This is a genomic window from Streptomyces sp. NPDC005925, from assembly GCF_040638805.1.
Taxonomy (GTDB): domain Bacteria; phylum Actinomycetota; class Actinomycetes; order Streptomycetales; family Streptomycetaceae; genus Streptomyces.
In genome coordinates this window covers 199,700-214,806 of the sequence record NZ_JBEXVL010000008.1, presented here as the reverse complement: position 1 = coordinate 214,806, position 15,107 = coordinate 199,700, and the positions used below count along the sequence as shown (strand labels likewise).

At 70.6% G+C, this 15,107-nt stretch carries 16 protein-coding genes and 1 pseudogene; 13 read left to right on the top strand and 4 right to left on the bottom strand.

Annotated elements, in window-relative coordinates; translation table 11 throughout:
- Positions 1-57: 57 nt before the first annotated feature.
- Positions 58-855 (bottom strand): class I SAM-dependent methyltransferase, encoded by a 798-nt coding sequence (locus tag ABZ354_RS13515; protein ID WP_358656188.1) that lies wholly within the window; start codon positions 853-855, stop codon positions 58-60.
- A 388-nt stretch (positions 856-1,243) separates the two neighbouring features.
- On the opposite strand from ABZ354_RS13515, the gene rpsA reads away from it, so the two are divergent.
- From rpsA to ABZ354_RS13490, 5 genes are all read left to right on the top strand, one after another.
- Positions 1,244-2,746 carry a 30S ribosomal protein S1 gene (gene rpsA / locus ABZ354_RS13510; protein ID WP_358656186.1) on the top strand — a complete coding sequence of 501 codons (1,503 nt, stop codon included), beginning with the start codon at positions 1,244-1,246 and terminating at the stop codon, positions 2,744-2,746.
- A gap of 334 nt (positions 2,747-3,080) precedes the next feature.
- Positions 3,081-4,019 (top strand): PAC2 family protein, encoded by a 939-nt coding sequence (locus tag ABZ354_RS13505; RefSeq protein WP_358656184.1) that lies wholly within the window; start codon positions 3,081-3,083, stop codon positions 4,017-4,019.
- 155 nt (positions 4,020-4,174) lie between these two features.
- Positions 4,175-4,804, top strand: a complete 630-nt coding sequence (gene coaE, locus ABZ354_RS13500) for a dephospho-CoA kinase (protein ID WP_358656182.1) — start codon at positions 4,175-4,177, stop codon at positions 4,802-4,804.
- Between the two features lie 50 nt (positions 4,805-4,854).
- Positions 4,855-5,235, top strand: coding sequence for a tetratricopeptide repeat protein (locus ABZ354_RS13495; RefSeq protein ID WP_358656180.1), 381 nt, complete (start codon positions 4,855-4,857; stop codon positions 5,233-5,235).
- Positions 5,236-5,485: 250 nt separating this feature from the next.
- The gene (locus ABZ354_RS13490) at positions 5,486-5,920 is read left to right on the top strand and encodes a DoxX family protein (protein ID WP_358656178.1); all 435 of its coding nucleotides are present in this window, start codon (positions 5,486-5,488) and stop codon (positions 5,918-5,920) included.
- Between the two features lie 93 nt (positions 5,921-6,013).
- On the opposite strand, the gene ABZ354_RS13485 is transcribed toward ABZ354_RS13490, so the two are convergent.
- A complete protein-coding gene (locus ABZ354_RS13485) occupies positions 6,014-6,721 on the bottom strand; it encodes an RNA-binding S4 domain-containing protein (RefSeq protein WP_358656176.1) in 708 nt (235 codons plus the stop codon).
- A 65-nt stretch (positions 6,722-6,786) separates the two neighbouring features.
- On the opposite strand from ABZ354_RS13485, the gene ABZ354_RS13480 reads away from it, so the two are divergent.
- From ABZ354_RS13480 to ABZ354_RS13455, 6 genes and pseudogenes are all read left to right on the top strand, one after another.
- Entirely contained in the window at positions 6,787-7,653 is an 867-nt protein-coding gene (locus ABZ354_RS13480) for a uracil-DNA glycosylase (RefSeq protein WP_358656174.1), read from the top strand.
- Between the two features lie 37 nt (positions 7,654-7,690).
- Positions 7,691-8,653: a prolyl aminopeptidase gene (pip, locus tag ABZ354_RS13475; protein ID WP_358656173.1), complete on the top strand. Its 963-nt coding sequence runs from the start codon at positions 7,691-7,693 to the stop codon at positions 8,651-8,653.
- 313 nt (positions 8,654-8,966) lie between these two features.
- A pseudogene (locus tag ABZ354_RS13470) lies at positions 8,967-9,164 on the top strand (nucleotidyltransferase domain-containing protein); the annotation flags it as partial.
- A gap of 161 nt (positions 9,165-9,325) precedes the next feature.
- Positions 9,326-10,690 (top strand): amidohydrolase, encoded by a 1,365-nt coding sequence (locus ABZ354_RS13465; protein ID WP_358656172.1) that lies wholly within the window; start codon positions 9,326-9,328, stop codon positions 10,688-10,690.
- Positions 10,691-10,847: 157 nt separating this feature from the next.
- Positions 10,848-11,537 (top strand): DUF899 domain-containing protein, encoded by a 690-nt coding sequence (locus ABZ354_RS13460; RefSeq protein WP_358656170.1) that lies wholly within the window; start codon positions 10,848-10,850, stop codon positions 11,535-11,537.
- Between the two features lie 360 nt (positions 11,538-11,897).
- On the top strand, positions 11,898-12,080 hold the full coding sequence (locus tag ABZ354_RS13455; RefSeq protein ID WP_358656168.1) for a hypothetical protein: 183 nt from the start codon (positions 11,898-11,900) through the stop codon (positions 12,078-12,080).
- Between the two features lie 208 nt (positions 12,081-12,288).
- Here the strand turns inward: ABZ354_RS13455 and ABZ354_RS13450 are convergent, their stop codons facing one another.
- Together ABZ354_RS13450 and ABZ354_RS13445 are read right to left on the bottom strand one after the other, a co-directional pair.
- Positions 12,289-12,729 (bottom strand): hypothetical protein, encoded by a 441-nt coding sequence (locus tag ABZ354_RS13450; protein WP_358656166.1) that lies wholly within the window; start codon positions 12,727-12,729, stop codon positions 12,289-12,291.
- Entirely contained in the window at positions 12,720-13,343 is a 624-nt protein-coding gene (locus tag ABZ354_RS13445; protein ID WP_358656164.1) for an ATP-binding protein, read from the bottom strand. The genes ABZ354_RS13450 and ABZ354_RS13445 overlap by 10 nt, the downstream gene beginning before the upstream one ends.
- A gap of 236 nt (positions 13,344-13,579) precedes the next feature.
- On the opposite strand from ABZ354_RS13445, the gene ABZ354_RS13440 reads away from it, so the two are divergent.
- Both ABZ354_RS13440 and ABZ354_RS13435 read left to right on the top strand, forming a co-directional pair.
- On the top strand, positions 13,580-14,440 hold the full coding sequence (locus tag ABZ354_RS13440; RefSeq protein ID WP_358656162.1) for a helix-turn-helix transcriptional regulator: 861 nt from the start codon (positions 13,580-13,582) through the stop codon (positions 14,438-14,440).
- On the top strand, positions 14,441-14,716 hold the full coding sequence (locus tag ABZ354_RS13435) for a DUF397 domain-containing protein (protein WP_358656160.1): 276 nt from the start codon (positions 14,441-14,443) through the stop codon (positions 14,714-14,716).
- Positions 14,717-15,107 lie beyond the last annotated feature (391 nt).

The window sequence follows — 15,107 nt, the reverse complement described above, 5'->3', positions numbered from 1 at the left end:
CCCCCAGTGTCGTACGACGGCGCGACTCGTCCCCCGAGCCTGTGGAAAACTCCGGCCTCAGTCCCGCTCGCACACGAAGATCGCCGTGCCGGGGATCAGGCCGCCACGCAGCGGGGACCAGCCGCCCCACTCCGCGGTGTTCCACGCCGGCCACTCCGGCTCCACCAGGTCCACGAGCCGGAGGCCCGCCCCGACGACGTCCCGGACACGGTCGCCGAGCGTCCTGTGGTGCTCGACGTACACCGCCCGGCCCCGCTCGTCCTGCTCGACGTACGGCGTGCGGTCGAAGTAGGAGCCCGAGACGCCGAGCCCTTCCGGGCCCGGCTCGTCCGGGAACGCCCAGCGGATCGGATGCGTCACCGAGAACACGAACCGGCCCCCAGGCCGCAGCACCCGGCGCACCTCCTCCAGCACCAGCACCGGCTCCGCGACGAAGGGCAGCGCCCCGTACGCCGAACACGCCAGGTCGAAGGAGCCGTCCGCGAAGGGCAGCGTGCCCGCGTCGGCGCACACCAGCGGGAACGCCCCGCCGATCCGCAGCGCGTGCTGGAGCTGCCGGTGCGAGATGTCCAGCGCGACCGGGCGGGCGCCCTGCGCGGCCAGCCAGCGCGCGCACTGTGCGGCCCCGGCTCCGATCTCCAGGACGTCCTTCCCCTTCAGGTCCTCGGCCGGGCCCAGCAGCTCGGCCTCCACCTCGTCCAGGCCCTCGGGGCCCCAGACGAACCGGTCGTCGCCGAGGAACGTGCCGTGCTCGGTCTGGTATTCGTCCGCGTTGCGGTCCCACCAGCCACGGTTCGCCCGGACGCTTTCCGCGACTCCGGCGTTCCGACGGGTGGCCTCGGGCTCGGACGCCACGGGCTCTTGGATGATCGGCTCCCTCGTCGTACTCTTCCGTCCGGCCCGTCCCGGTGGCTCTCGTGCCTCGCGCGAGAGGGGCGGCCCGGGGCCTTCATGGCCTCGACAGACAGGTTCTGCGCCGGATATACGGCGATCCGCCCCGGGTGCGCGATTCGCGCATTGACCCTGTCCGGCTGCCCCCGTATGCTACAAGTTGCGCTGCGGGCCTGCGCACCTCAGACGTAGCAGGTCGCGCTCGCATCTGTTGTAGTCCCCTCGGTTTTCGAGGCGCCACTAAGGATTTTGTGTGGCGCTTCCTTGGCTGTCCGGCTTCTTCAGAGCGAAACGGGCTCCCGGCGTAAGCAGTACCTACGACTTCAATGTCCGTACCGGAGCCCTTTCCCACATGACGAGCAGCACCGAGACCACCGCAACCACCCCGCAGGTAGCGGTCAACGACATCGGTAACGAGGAAGCTTTCCTCGCCGCGATCGACGAGACGATCAAGTACTTCAACGACGGCGACATCGTCGACGGCGTCATCGTGAAGGTCGACCGGGACGAGGTCCTGCTCGACATCGGTTACAAGACCGAAGGTGTCATCCCGAGCCGAGAGCTCTCGATCAAGCACGACGTCGACCCGAACGAGGTCGTCGCCGTCGGTGACGAGATCGAGGCCCTTGTCCTTCAGAAGGAGGACAAGGAAGGCCGCCTGATCCTCTCGAAGAAGCGCGCCCAGTACGAGCGTGCCTGGGGCACCATCGAGAAGATCAAGGAAGAGGACGGCATCGTCACCGGTACCGTCATCGAGGTCGTCAAGGGTGGTCTCATCCTCGACATCGGCCTCCGCGGCTTCCTCCCGGCCTCCCTGGTCGAGATGCGCCGTGTCCGCGACCTCCAGCCCTACGTGGGTAAGGAGCTCGAGGCCAAGATCATCGAGCTGGACAAGAACCGCAACAACGTGGTCCTGTCCCGCCGTGCCTGGCTGGAGCAGACCCAGTCCGAGGTCCGCCAGACCTTCCTCACGACCCTGCAGAAGGGTCAGGTCCGCTCCGGCGTGGTCTCCTCGATCGTCAACTTCGGTGCCTTCGTGGACCTGGGTGGCGTCGACGGTCTGGTCCACGTCTCCGAGCTCTCCTGGAAGCACATCGACCACCCCTCCGAGGTCGTCGAGGTCGGCCAGGAGGTCACGGTCGAGGTCCTGGACGTCGACATGGACCGCGAGCGCGTCTCCCTGTCGCTGAAGGCGACCCAGGAAGACCCGTGGCAGCAGTTCGCCCGCACCCACCAGATCGGCCAGGTCGTGCCCGGCAAGGTCACGAAGCTGGTTCCGTTCGGTGCGTTCGTCCGCGTGGACGAGGGCATCGAGGGTCTGGTCCACATCTCCGAGCTGGCCGAGCGCCACGTGGAGATCCCGGAGCAGGTCGTCCAGGTCAACGACGAGATCTTCGTCAAGGTCATCGACATCGACCTCGAGCGCCGCCGCATCAGCCTCTCGCTGAAGCAGGCCAACGAGGCCTTCGGTTCGGACCCGTCGGTGGTCGAGTTCGACCCCACCCTGTACGGCATGGCCGCGTCGTACGACGACCAGGGCAACTACATCTACCCCGAGGGCTTCGACCCCGAGACCAACGACTGGCTCGAGGGCTACGAGACCCAGCGCGAGGTGTGGGAGACCCAGTACGCCGAGGCGCAGCAGCGCTTCGAGCAGCACCAGGCGCAGGTCATCAAGTCCCGCGAGGCGGACGCCGCTGCTGCCGCCGAGGGCGGCGAGGCTGCCGCTCCGGCCGCATCCGGTGGTGGCGGCGGCGGTTCGTACTCCTCCGAGGGCCCGGACAACTCCGGCGCGCTTGCCTCGGACGAGGCGCTGGCCGCGCTCCGCGAGAAGCTCGCCGGTGGCCAGAGCTGACCACTGAGCAGGAGCTGATCACTGCGCAGTAGCTCGTGAACTGAGGGCCCGCATCCTTCGTGGATGCGGGCCCTCAGCCGTGCCCGCGCTGACCGCTGACCGCGGGGGTCCCTCGTCCAGGAACGCCTGCTCGCGCGCGAGCGGCCGCCGCGCCGTGATCACATCCACGCGTGCGTGCGGGTGTGTGCCGGGTGCGTGACAAGGTGGTGCGCGCCCGGCGATGCGCGGTCTCCAAGGGAAAGGAGCGGTAAAGACGGCCTGATCAGGTGCACGGGGGGAATGCGCTGGTCCCGCACCACGTTGTGCAGTGGGAACACGAGGAGGAGCGGTCACTGTGCCTGATCCGCAGGGTTTGTACGCATGGGAGCCGAAGGGCCTGGCCGTGGTCGACATGGCACTCGCCCAGCAATCGGCCGGCCTTGTCATGCTCTACCACTTCGACGGCTACATCGACGCGGGGGAGACCGGCGACCAGATCGTCGACCGGCTGCTCGACTCGCAGCCCCACCAACTCGTCGCCCGTTTCGACCACGACCGGCTCGTCGACTACCGGGCCCGGCGCCCGCTGCTGACGTTCCAGCGCGACCGCTGGACCGACTACGAGGAACCCGCCATCGAGGTGCGGCTCCTCCAGGACACCACCGGGGCACCCTTCCTGCTGCTGTCCGGCCCGGAGCCCGACATCGAGTGGGAGAGCTTCGCCGCCGCCGTCGGCGAGGTCGTGGAGCGTCTCGGCGTGCGCCTGTCCGTCAACTTCCACGGCATCCCGATGGGCGTCCCGCACACCCGGCCCGTCGGCCTCACCCCGCACGGCAACCGCGTCGACCTCGTCCCTGGCCACCGCAGCCCCTTCGAGGAGGCCCAGGTGCCCGGCAGCGCGGAGGCCCTCGTCGAATACCGCCTGACGCAGGCCGGGCACGACGTCCTGGGCGTCGCCGCGCACGTGCCGCACTACATCGCCCGCTCCACGTACCCGGACGCGGCGCTGAGCGTCCTGGAGGCCATCACGGCGGCGACCGGTCTGGTCCTGCCCGGCATCGCCCACGGGCTGCGTACGGCCGCGCACCGGACGCAGACGGAGATCGACCGTCAGATCCAGGAGGGCGACGAGGAACTCACCGCGCTCGTCCAGGGCCTTGAGCACCAGTACGACGCCGCCGCGGGCGGCGAGACCCGCGGCAACATGCTCGCCGAACCCGTCGAGATCCCGTCGGCGGACGAGATCGGGCGCGAGTTCGAACGGTTCCTGGCGGAGCGGGAAGGGGAGGGCTAACCGCCGACGGGCGCCTCCCTGTGGCCGGGCATCAGGCTCGCTGACACTGGTTGACGCCGCGTGGGGTCTCCACCGGCGGTCGGACACCGCAGGCTCGGCGCCGGTCGGCCGTCCCGGCGCGGGCTGGTCGGGTGGCAGGGCCTAAGCTGCCGTTCATGCTGAAGGTGGGTCTGACCGGCGGGATCGGCGCCGGCAAGAGCGAGGTGTCACGGCTGCTCGTCGAGTACGGGGCGGTCCTGATCGACGCGGACCGCATCGCGCGCGAGGTCGTCGCGCCGGGGACGCCCGGCCTCGCTGCTGTGGTTGCGGCCTTCGGCGCGGAGGTACTCGCCCCGGACGGCAGCCTGGACCGGCCCAAACTCGGCTCCGTGGTCTTCTCCGACCCGGAGAAGCTGGCCGTCCTGAACGAGATCGTGCACCCCTTGGTCCGTGCTCGCTCCAGCGAACTGGAGGACGCCGCCGCAGACGACTCCGTCGTCGTCCACGACGTCCCGCTGCTCACGGAGAACGGCCTCGCACCGCTGTACGACCTCGTGATCGTCGTGGACGCGAGCTCCGGGACCCAGCTCGACCGGCTGGTCCGGCAGCGGGGCATGACCGAGCAGGACGCGCGGGCACGCATGGCGGCCCAGGCCACCCGTGAGCAGCGGCGGGAGATCGCGGACATCGTCATCGACAACGACGTACCGCTGGAGGAACTGCGCCGACGCGTGCGGGACGTGTGGGCGGAGCTCTCCCGCCGCACCCACGGGACGCCGCAGCAGCCCGGGCAGCCGGAGGAATAGCGGCCCGCCGGTCGCGCGTTGAACCCGTTCAGCGTGGGAAGGACTCTGCCGTGCCCGAGAACAGCGGATCGACCGGACGTACTCCGGAGACCCATGTCATCGACTTCCGTGCCGCCGAGCAACTGCTCGCCGCACGTGATCCGCGGGGCGCGGTGAAACTGCTCGACGAGGTGGTCGCCGCCCACCCGGAGAACACCGCGGCGCGACTGCTGCGCGCACGCGCCTTCTTCGCCGCCGCGCAACTGCGCCCCGCCGAACTGGAATTCAGCGTCGTCCTGGAACGCGAGCCCGACAACGCCTTCGCCCACTTCGCGCTAGCCCGCACCTACGAGCGTCTCAGCCGCCTCGACCAGGCGCAACGACACTTCCGGCTGGCGGCAGCCCTGGACCCGAAACCGGAGTACCTGAAGGCCGCGCGCTTCGAATCCTGAGCGCCGCGGGGGCGATGTGGTCCGTTCTTTCCCCGGCTGCCACGCCGCGTGGCCCGCGGCCGGACGCGTTGCCGTACCGTCCGGCACGCTCCTACGACTGCTCCCGCGCCGCTGTCACTCGGTCGGTGGCGTCTCCGTAGCGGGCCGGGGAGCGTTTCGGTGCGAACAGGCTCTCGGGGAGCGATGAGTTGCCGGGGTCCTGGAGGTCTTCTTCTGTGACAGCACACGACCGGTTCACACAGGAGACACCATGTCCGGAAACACCGCTTCAGCCGTCGCCGAGCCCACGCGCGGCCGTGGCCGGTTCGCCCGCGTCGCCCTGCGCGCTCTGCAGGTCTTTCTCGCGCTCTTCTTCGGCATCGCGAGTGCCGTCCCCAAGCTGATCGCGCATTCCTCCGCCGTCGAGTCGTTCGACGAACTGGGCTGGGGCAGCGCGGGCATGTACGCCATCGGCGCACTCGAACTCGCCGGCGCTGTCGCGTTGTTGGTACCTCTGCTGCAATCGGTCGCGGCCACGGCGCTGAGCGCGCTGATGGTGGGCGCGTTCGTCGTCCAGGTCACCGTGTTCGACGGCGAGTACGCCGCCACGCCGCTCCTTCTCATTCTGCCGCTCGCCCTCATCGCATGGGCCCGGCGCGGACACAACGCGGATCTGATCCGCATACTGAGCCTGTCGCGACGGTGACGTCGTCGGGGAGGAAGAGGGAGCCGTGCCCGGGTACGCAGCTCGCCCCTCGTCGTCCGCGGACGGTTCCGTCCCTTGAGCCGTGTCCGCTGCCTACCGTCCGCCGCTCGGCCGGCCGCCCGGCTTGCTCAGACCTTTCAGGGCACGCAGGCGCTCCAGCTCACGGCGGTCCCGCTTGGTCGGGCGACCGGCACCGGGGTCCCGGATCCCGGCCGGTGCAACGGCCTCGCGGGGCGGGGGCGGCGGGGAGTTGTCGACGTAGCACTGAACGGCGACGGGGGCGCCGACCCGCTTGCGGATCAGACGCCTGACGACGACGATCCGCTCCCGTCCCTCGTGCCGCAGCCGCACCTCGTCGCCGACGCGGACGGAGTGGGCGGGCTTGACGCGCTCGCCGTTCACACGGACGTGGCCGCCCCGGCAGGCGGTGGCTCCGGCGGAGCGGGTCTTGACCAGGCGGACGGCCCAGATCCAGCTGTCGACGCGGACGGTGTCACCGCTCTTCGGACCGGCGGCCTCGGCAGCGGCCAGGGCGGCAACGACCTTCGGGTCGAGAGTGGCTGCGGACGCGCCGTACTCGGGACCGCGGGTGCTTCCGGCGCCGGAGTCGGCACCGGCCGCGGCGTCAGCACCGGCATCGGCGTCGGGGCCCGTGGTGGCCGCGGTACCGGCGTGGGCTCCGGTTTCCGTGCCGGCTGGGGTTTCTCCCGTGCGTGTCCGGCCGGCGCGGCGAGGGCCGCCATGCCGAGCAGCCCCGGCTGTTCCGTCCGCCCTGTCGTGGTCCACGTCCTTGGCAACCATGCACCCGACCTTAATACCGGGACCGGGGCAGGGCGTGGGAAATTCCGGCGGCCTACCGTGGGGGCATGGACATCAGCGGCCTCGACGCGCTCGACCGGCGGATTTCGGACTGCCGGGCCTGTCCGAGGCTGGTCGCCTGGCGGGAGGAGGTGGCCGCCGTCAAACGTGCCGCCTTCGCCGACGAGACCTACTGGGGCCGGCCCGTACCCGGCTTCGGGCCGCCCGACGCGCGACTGCTGATCGTCGGCCTCGCCCCGGCGGCGCACGGCGGCAACCGGACAGGGCGCATGTTCACGGGGGACCGTTCCGGGGACGTGCTGTACCGGGCGCTGTACGACCTGGGCCTCGCGTCGCAGCCCACGGCCGTCGGGGTCGGGGACGGGCTGGAGCTGCACGGGGTGCGGGTGACGTCGCCCGTGCACTGCGTGCCTCCCGCGAACCGGCCCACGCCGGGCGAGCGCGACACCTGCAGGCCCTGGCTGGTGCGAGAGCTGCGGCTGCTGCGGCCGACGCTGCGGTCCGTCGTCGTACTCGGCGCCTTCGGCTGGCAGGCCGCTCTGCCGGCGTTCGCGGAGGCGGGCTGGACGGTGCCGAGACCGCGGCCGGTGTTCGCCCACGGTGCCCGGCTGCCCCTCAGCGCCTCCGGCACGACCGGCGAGACCGGGGCCCCCGGCACGTCCGGCGCGCCTGGCGCGTCCGGCGCGTCCGGCGCGCATGGCGCGGATGAGGGCATCGGCGTGTCCGGTGACCGGGGCGAGCCCGACGTCCGGGAGCAACCTGACGGCGGTGTCGCCCGGCCGCTGGAACTGTTCGGCTGCTTTCACGTCAGCCAGCGCAACACCTTCACCGGGCGGCTCACCCCCGAGATGCTGCGGGAGGTGCTGCGTACGGCGGCGCGGGTGGCGGGCCTCACGGTGGCCCCGGAAAAGTGAGATGACCGGCCCGGTCCGTGGACGTTACGGTGCGCTGATGGGCCTGTATCCGGAGATCGAACCGTACGACGGCGGGATGCTCGACGTCGGTGACGGCAACCGCATCTACTGGGAGACCTGCGGGAACCCGCGGGGCAAACCGGCACTGGTGCTGCACGGCGGGCCGGGTTCCGGCAGCAGCCCCTACTTCCGTCGCTTGTTCGACCCCGCCGTCTACCGGATCGTGCTGCTGGACCAGCGGGGGTGCGGGCGTTCCACGCCGCACGCGAGCGCGTACGACACCGACATGCGTGTCAACACGACCGAGCATGTGATGGCCGACCTGGAGGTGTTGCGCCGGCACCTGGCGATCGAGCGCTGGCTCGTGTGGGGCGTCTCGTGGGGATCGGTGCTCGGACTGCGGTACGCGCAGACACATCCGGAGATGGTGTCCGAACTGGTGCTGGCCGGGGTGGCGACCGGCTCCAACCGTGAGGTGACGCTGCTGACGCGAGGCTTGGGCACGCTCTTCCCGGAAGCCTTCGAGCGGTTCCTCGGCCTGCTTCCCGAGGACGAGCGGGACGGGAACCTGGCCGCCGCGTACAACCGGCTCATCGAGTCGCCCGATCCCGCGGTGCGTGAGCGGGCGGCGCGTGGCTGGACCGACTGGGAGACAGCGATCATTCCGGCACCGCCCCGCTCGGTGGCACGCTTCGAGGACGCGGCGTTCCGGATGGGCTTCGCCCGCACGGTGACGCACTACTTCGGCAACGACCATTTCCTCGGCGCGGGCAACGACGACGGAGTCGTGCTGCGCGACGCGTCCCTCATCAAGAACGTCCCCGGCACGATGGTCCAGGGCAGCCTCGACCTGGGCAATCTGCTCGGCATCGTATGGCGGCTGCACCATGCCTGGCCCGGCAGCGAGCTGATCGTCGTGGACGAGGCGGGACACGGCGCTGGAGCCCCGGGAATGACGGACGCGCTGGTGGCGGCGACGGACAAGTACGGCCGCGGGTGAGGGCTGGGGCGTGTGCGGGGGTGTGCGCGGGCGTGTGCAGGTAGGTGTGCGGTCGTTGCGTGTCTGCGGTCTGCGGTCTGCGGTCTGCGGTCTTGCGGTGTGCGGTGTGCGGTGTGATGCGGTGGGCGGTCTGCGGTGTGTCGGCCGCCGTGACGCCGGCTTCGATGCCTGTCACCTGGATGTCCGCTCCGGCGCCACACGTGGCGCACATCCGGCTCGAGCCCCGCTTGTTGTCGTGCGTGCGCCGGGAGGCGAGGCTTACGCTTCCGGCGATCTCTGACCACCACGCCCCCGACCGGCCGGAGCCGTCGCCGTGTCCTCACCCGCCGACGGAGCCTTCCTCGACGCCGTTGCCTACCGGCTCGCCGCGCTGCCCGGCGTACGGGCCGTGGCCCTCGGTGGCTCCCGCGCACAGGGCTCCGCACGCCCGGACAGTGACTGGGACCTGGCGATCTACTACCGCGGCGCCTTCGACCCCGCCGACCTGCGGGCCGTCGGCTGGCTGGGTGACGCGTAAGACAGCCCGACGGCTGTCCGAGCGCGCTGCGGGAGAACGCCGCCGGCCGGCCCTGGGACCTGGTCCTGGCCCTGGCCCGGACGGCACCGGACGGTGGCGAGTTCCGCATCGTCCGGGAGGTCGTCCGACCGGCCTCCGCGTCGTACCGTGGCGGCATGAGGCCTGCCACCGCGGAGGTCACCGTCGACCTCCTCATCACCGGCTGCACCGTCCTCGTGCACGACGACGAGGAACGGATCGGATTCGCGCGGGACGCCGCCGTCGTCGTACGCGACGGTGTCATCGAGGCTGTGACGAGCGCCGCCGCCACCGGTGGACTGTCCGCCGTCGAGCACATCGACGCACGCGGCCAGGTCGCGATGCCGGGACTTGTCAACTGCCACACCCACGCGCCGATGGTCGCGCTGCGCGGCCTCGCCGAGGACCTGCCCACCGAGGAGTGGTTCAACGACGTCGTCTGGCCCGTCGAGTCCAACCTCACCGCCGAACACGTCGACCTGGGCGCGCGGCTGGCATGCGCCGAGATGATCCGCGGTGGCGTCACGTGTTTCGCCGACCACTACTTCGCGATGGAGGCCGTCGCGTCCGTCGTCGCCGAGTGCGGGATGCGGGCCCTGCTCGGAGAGACCTACTTCTCCTCGCAGGGGCCGGAGGGCCGGGAGAAGTCCCTCGACTTCGCGCTGCGGCGGCGCGGCACGGCCGGCGGCCGCATCACCACGGCCCTCGCCCCGCACGCCCCCTACACCGTCACGGACGACGACCTCGCCGTCACCGCCGAACTCGCCCGCGCCCACGGCCTGCCCGTCCACCTGCACGCCGCCGAGAACCGCGACCAGACCGACGCCAGCCTCACCCGGCACGGCCGGACCCCCATCGAGGTCCTCGCCCACACCGGGATCCTCGACACCGACGTCCTCATCGCGCACGGCACCGGCATCCTCGAACACGACCTGCCGCTGCTGGCCGCGGCCGAGGGCCGGACCGCCGTCGCCAGCGCGCCCCGCGGGTACCTCAAGTTCGCCTGGCCCACCACCACGCCGATACGGGGCCTGCGCGACATCGGCATCCCCGTCGGACTGGCCACGGACGGCGCCGCCTCCAACAACAACCTCGACGTGTGGGAGTCGATGGCGCTCACCTCCCTCATCCAGAAGTCCACCGCGGGTGACCCGCGCTGGCTGACCTCCCGTCAGGCTCTGCACCACGCAACGCTGCAGAGCGCCCGCGCCGTGGGCCTCGGCGACACTGTCGGCAGCATCGCGCCGGGACGCCGGGCCGACATCGTCCTCGTGGACCTCACCGGACCGCACACCCGGCCCGTGCACGACCTCGCCGCCACATTGGTGCACAGTGCCCGCTCCGCAGACGTCCGTACGACGATCGTCGACGGACGCGTCCTGATGCGCGACCGCGAGCTGCTGACGATCGACGTGGCCGCGGTCGCCGAGGAGTTGGAGGAGCGGCTGCCCGCGCTCGTGGACCGCGGCCACGGCCGGCGCATCCAGGAGTACGACACCTGAGCGGGCGGCATCACCGTCGCGCGTCCCCCACACCCCTTCGCCGGAGTGCCAGAGTGCCGGAGTGCCGGGACCGTCGAAAAGGAATACCGCGGCGAGCGATGAGTTCCGTACGGCGCGGCGGTCACCACAAAGATCGGACCGCTGTACAGGAGGGCTCATGTCGCTTCCCGACATCGTCTCGCGCGACCAGTGGCGCGTCGCACGCCAGGACCTGCTCGCCAGGGAGAAGGAGGCCACGCGTGCCCGGGACGCGCTCAACGCCGAGCGGCGCAGAATGCCCATGGTCGAGGTGGAGAAGGAGTACGTCTTCGAAGGCGGCGACGGCAGGGCCTCGCTCCTCGACTTGTTCGACGGCCGGGACCAACTGGTCGTCTACCACTTCATGTTCGCCCCCGAGTGGGAGTCGGGCTGCCGCAGCTGCTCCGCCTTCCTCGACCAGATCGGGCACCTCGCCCACATGAAGGCGCGGGGTACGACGTTCGCGACCGTGTCCCGGGCGCCGTACACCCGGATTCTGCCGTTCAAGGCACGGATGGGCTGGACGGTGCCGTGGTACTCCTCGTACCTGTGCGACTTCAACCGCGACTTCGAGGTGACCCTGGAGCACGACGGGGAGCTTCTCGAGCGGCCCGGCCTCAGCTGTTTCCTGCGCGACCGCGACCGGGTCTTCCACACCTACTCGACGTACGAGCGGGGCCTCGACGGGCTCGGCTCGACCACGAGCCTGCTCGACCTGACGGCCCTGGGGCGGCAGGAGGAATGGGAGGAACCCAAGGGGCGTGCGTCGACGCTGGGGGCGCCCGCGGGTAGCGCCCGCATTCGCTACCACGACGAGTACGAGGACTGAGGGGTGCGAGGATCGCAGGCACGAGGTCCGAAGAGTGCCAGGTCCGAGGGGTGCCGGGTCCGAAGGACGCCACATCCGCAGGGTGCGAGGACTGACGGTGCGACGCCGTGAACGGCGCTCGTGTGCGGACCGAAATGCGATCCGCCTTCGGAGGGGGCATGCCCTCATCGCCCGCGCGAGCGTATACGACACCGTACGCGAACCGCGACGGAGCGTAATCAACCACCCGAAATGCCGAGTTTGTGCCCGCTTTCGGCAGTGAACGCGTGTCAACTATGTCTCATTGCCGTCGCTCCACGAGGCATCACGGGTCTCCATGGCGTTTAACTACACCAGTACAGCGCTACATGGAGGTGCAGGGTGAGCGGGCGAACGGTGCTCGAGCGCTTTCCCGCCGGCGGGCCGCGCGGCTCGTGGCCGGCGGAGGAGTTCGCGCAGGCGCGGCGTCTGGAGGGCCTGTCGGCCGAGGTGGTCATGGACCTCGCGACGGACATGTTCCTGGTCGTCGTGCGCGGCGACGCGGCGATCGACGCGGCCGCCTGAAGCCCGCGGTGGCACTGCGTACGGTCTTCGCGCACGCGATGTCGCACACCGACGTGCGGTGCACGCCGCCGGGCTCTGCAAGCGGTTGAGTCTGCTGATCACCGGCGCTCGAGCCCGTGTGGCGTCTGGGTGGATTCACATCCCGGATGCTCATCGAACGGCCTGCCGGACAGGGCTTGCGAGACCTTGCGCGACCTTGTCGAAAGCCTCAGGCGTTGACCGGCCGTGACCAGTTCGGGGTTGTGTTCGTCAGTCGGCACAGGGCCAGGTAGAGCGGAATGGGCGGCGTGTAGGGGACGGTTCCGTCCGGCCGGTGGATCAGGCCCGGCGCCCTCGGCGCGTCGGGGACGACCGCACCGGCGGCGTAGCGCGCGGGTGCGGGCCACTCCAGGGCGTAGTCGGAGTCCGACGGAACAATCCACCACCAGTGCGTCTCATCGCTGTAGACGCACCCCACTCGGGGCAACCGGGGCATCATCAGGGGACCGAAGCGGGCGGGTACCGCCACTGCGTCGCAGCCCAGCGGAGCGGTCATGCCGTCGGGCACGGCCAGTCGCCGGGGTGTACCGGACGGCCGCAGTCCGCGCTGCAGGCCGATCAGCGTGTCCAGGCACATGGCCCGGCCGGCGGACGCGGTGCTCACGCCCATTCGGCCCCCGATCCCGTGTGTGCTTCCGCCTCGTCGTCCGTGTCCGAGCCGCCGGACGCGCCAGGCTTCGGGCGGGCACCCCAGCCCAGGTCGTTGCGCGGTCCGGACGGGACGCGCGATGTATCCGCCCCGCGCGGCAGGTCGGCCCAGACCAGCAGTCCCGCGCCCTGCTCGCGGGTGCCCCAGGCGTGGCACAGGGTGTCGACGAGCAGCAGCCCGCGCCCGTGCTCGTCCTCGGGGCGCTGCCCGGCCGGCGCGTGGGGCTGCCCCGGTGCGCACCCCTCGTCACGCACGGCTATACGGAGCAGGTCGTCGCCGTCGTGCAGTTCGCACACTATGTGCGTGCTGGCGGTGTGCACGATCGCGTTGGTGACCAGCTCGGACACTACGAGGGCCGCGGTGTCGCAGGTGTCCTCGCAGACCGACCAGCCGTTCAGCCGTGCGCGTGTCAGGCGTCTCGCCTGCGCGGGGGAGCCCGGATGTGCGGCCAGCTCGAAGCGGAACCGGCGCTGCTCGGCCGCCCCGTGAGGGGTGACTGCCGTAATGGCGTCGAGGCCGAGCGGGACTGCGGCGGCGTCTGTTCCTAAGGGCGCGGACGGAATCACGCTTGCCACTATCGCCCCGCCGCGGACACTTGGCAAGCATCACTCTGGAAAATGCAGAGTGCTGTATGACGCGGTGGGGTGGCGTGGCACACTGCTGGCAACAGCACGTCGAGCGGCGCCAATTGAGATCAAGAAGATCGCCCCGGTCTTCGAACAGGTCTTCGAGCGGCGCCGCCCGGCTGTCGGGATCTTTCAGCAACCCGTCGTGGATTCCGAGTCAGTGCATTCTTCTGTGGAGGTGGAGCGTGAGCGAACCGCGGTCCGCGCCGACGGTCGGACAGGTCGTCCTCGGCCGGCGCCTGCTGGACCTGCGGGAACGCGCCGGGATGAAGCGCGAGGAGGCCGCCGCCATTCTCCGCGTCGCACCCGCCACGGTCCGCCGTATGGAGATGGCCGAGGTGGCCCTCAAGATCCCGTACCTCCAACTGCTGCTGAAGGCCTACGGAGTCCCGGAGGCCGAGGCCGACGGATTTGTCCAGCTCGCCGAGGACGCCAACAAACCCGGCTGGTGGCAGCGCTTCCACGACATCCTGCCCGGCTGGTTCTCGATGTACGTCAGCCTGGAGGGCGCCGCCGCCCTGATCCGCGGCTATGAGCCCCACTTCGTCCCCGGCCTGCTGCAGACCGAGGACTACGCGCGCGGGGTGCTGCGGTGCGGCGCCATTGGCCAGACCCGGCCCGAGGACATCGAGCGGCACGTCGCCCTGCGCATGCAACGGCAGGATCTGCTCACCCGGGAGAACGCACCCCGGATCTGGGTCGTGATGGAGGAAACCGCGCTGCAGCGCCAGGTCGGTGGTCCGGAGGTGATGCGCGCCCAGATCGACAGACTTCTCGAGGCCGCGGATCTGCCCAACGTGACGCTGCAGATCGCGCTGTTCGACGAAGGGCCGCATCCCGGCACCTACGGGCCGTTCGTGCTGTTCCGATTCGCCATGCCCGAGCTTCCGGACATGGTCTACAGCGAGTACCTGACCGGCGCCGTCTACCTCGACGCCCGTACCGAGGTGGCGACCCACCTCGAGGTCATGGACCGCATGGCGGCACTGGCCGCCACGGCACACCGCACGAAGGAGATCCTTCGGGATTTCCGCAAGGAGCTGTGAATGAAACGCATCACGTCCGAGCCCCAGCGGCGGGTCCGCACCGAGGGGATCTACAACGGCATGCCGGCGCGTGAGCTGGGGAGCGAAGGCTGGCACAAGCCGTGGAGCGGTGGCAACGGAGGCAACTGCCTGGAGGCGATGAAACTCGCCGACGGCCGGATCGCGGTTCGGCAGTCCACCGACCCCGACGGGCCGGCGCTGATCTACACCTCCGACGAGATGACCGCCTTCATCGAGGGCGCCAAGGCGGGAAAGGCGGACTTCCTCCTGTCCTGACCGCCGTTTTCCTCCTGAGCACGTCCTGAGTTGATCATTAACAGTTGATTGCCTCCTTCACCAGTCACCCTTTCAGCCACTGATAGCCGGGCTGGCCGCTCGTCGGCGGTCCTCCCACCGGTCCTTCGCCAGCCGTCCGCCACCCGCCGTCCGTCGCCTCGGTCGGCGGGTGGCGGCGTGTGCGGAACCCGCGGCCAGGGCCGGCGGTCTTCCTCCGGGAGCGGGAGCACAAACCCGTCGCCCACCGGCAGACCGTCGGAGGGAACGGGGTGGGGTGCACAAACCCGTCGTCCCACCGGCAGACCATCGGCACCCGCGCCGCAAAGCCCTGCCCCCGCACGGCGAGCGCGTGTCCCCCTCCGGGCGTCCCCTTCCGGGGGCCGGGCATGCC

Coding starts and splice junctions, on each gene's coding strand:
- rpsA (WP_358656186.1), top strand. CDS start 1,244: ATGACGAGCAGCACCGAGACCACCGCAACCACCCCGCAGGTAGCGGTC.
- coaE (WP_358656182.1), top strand. CDS start 4,175: ATGCTGAAGGTGGGTCTGACCGGCGGGATCGGCGCCGGCAAGAGCGAG.
- ABZ354_RS13490 (WP_358656178.1), top strand. CDS start 5,486: ATGTCCGGAAACACCGCTTCAGCCGTCGCCGAGCCCACGCGCGGCCGT.
- ABZ354_RS13485 (WP_358656176.1), bottom strand. CDS start 6,721: ATGGTTGCCAAGGACGTGGACCACGACAGGGCGGACGGAACAGCCGGG.
- ABZ354_RS13480 (WP_358656174.1), top strand. CDS start 6,787: ATGGACATCAGCGGCCTCGACGCGCTCGACCGGCGGATTTCGGACTGC.
- pip (WP_358656173.1), top strand. CDS start 7,691: ATGGGCCTGTATCCGGAGATCGAACCGTACGACGGCGGGATGCTCGAC.
- ABZ354_RS13465 (WP_358656172.1), top strand. CDS start 9,326: ATGAGGCCTGCCACCGCGGAGGTCACCGTCGACCTCCTCATCACCGGC.
- ABZ354_RS13460 (WP_358656170.1), top strand. CDS start 10,848: ATGTCGCTTCCCGACATCGTCTCGCGCGACCAGTGGCGCGTCGCACGC.
- ABZ354_RS13450 (WP_358656166.1), bottom strand. CDS start 12,729: ATGGGCGTGAGCACCGCGTCCGCCGGCCGGGCCATGTGCCTGGACACG.
- ABZ354_RS13435 (WP_358656160.1), top strand. CDS start 14,441: ATGAAACGCATCACGTCCGAGCCCCAGCGGCGGGTCCGCACCGAGGGG.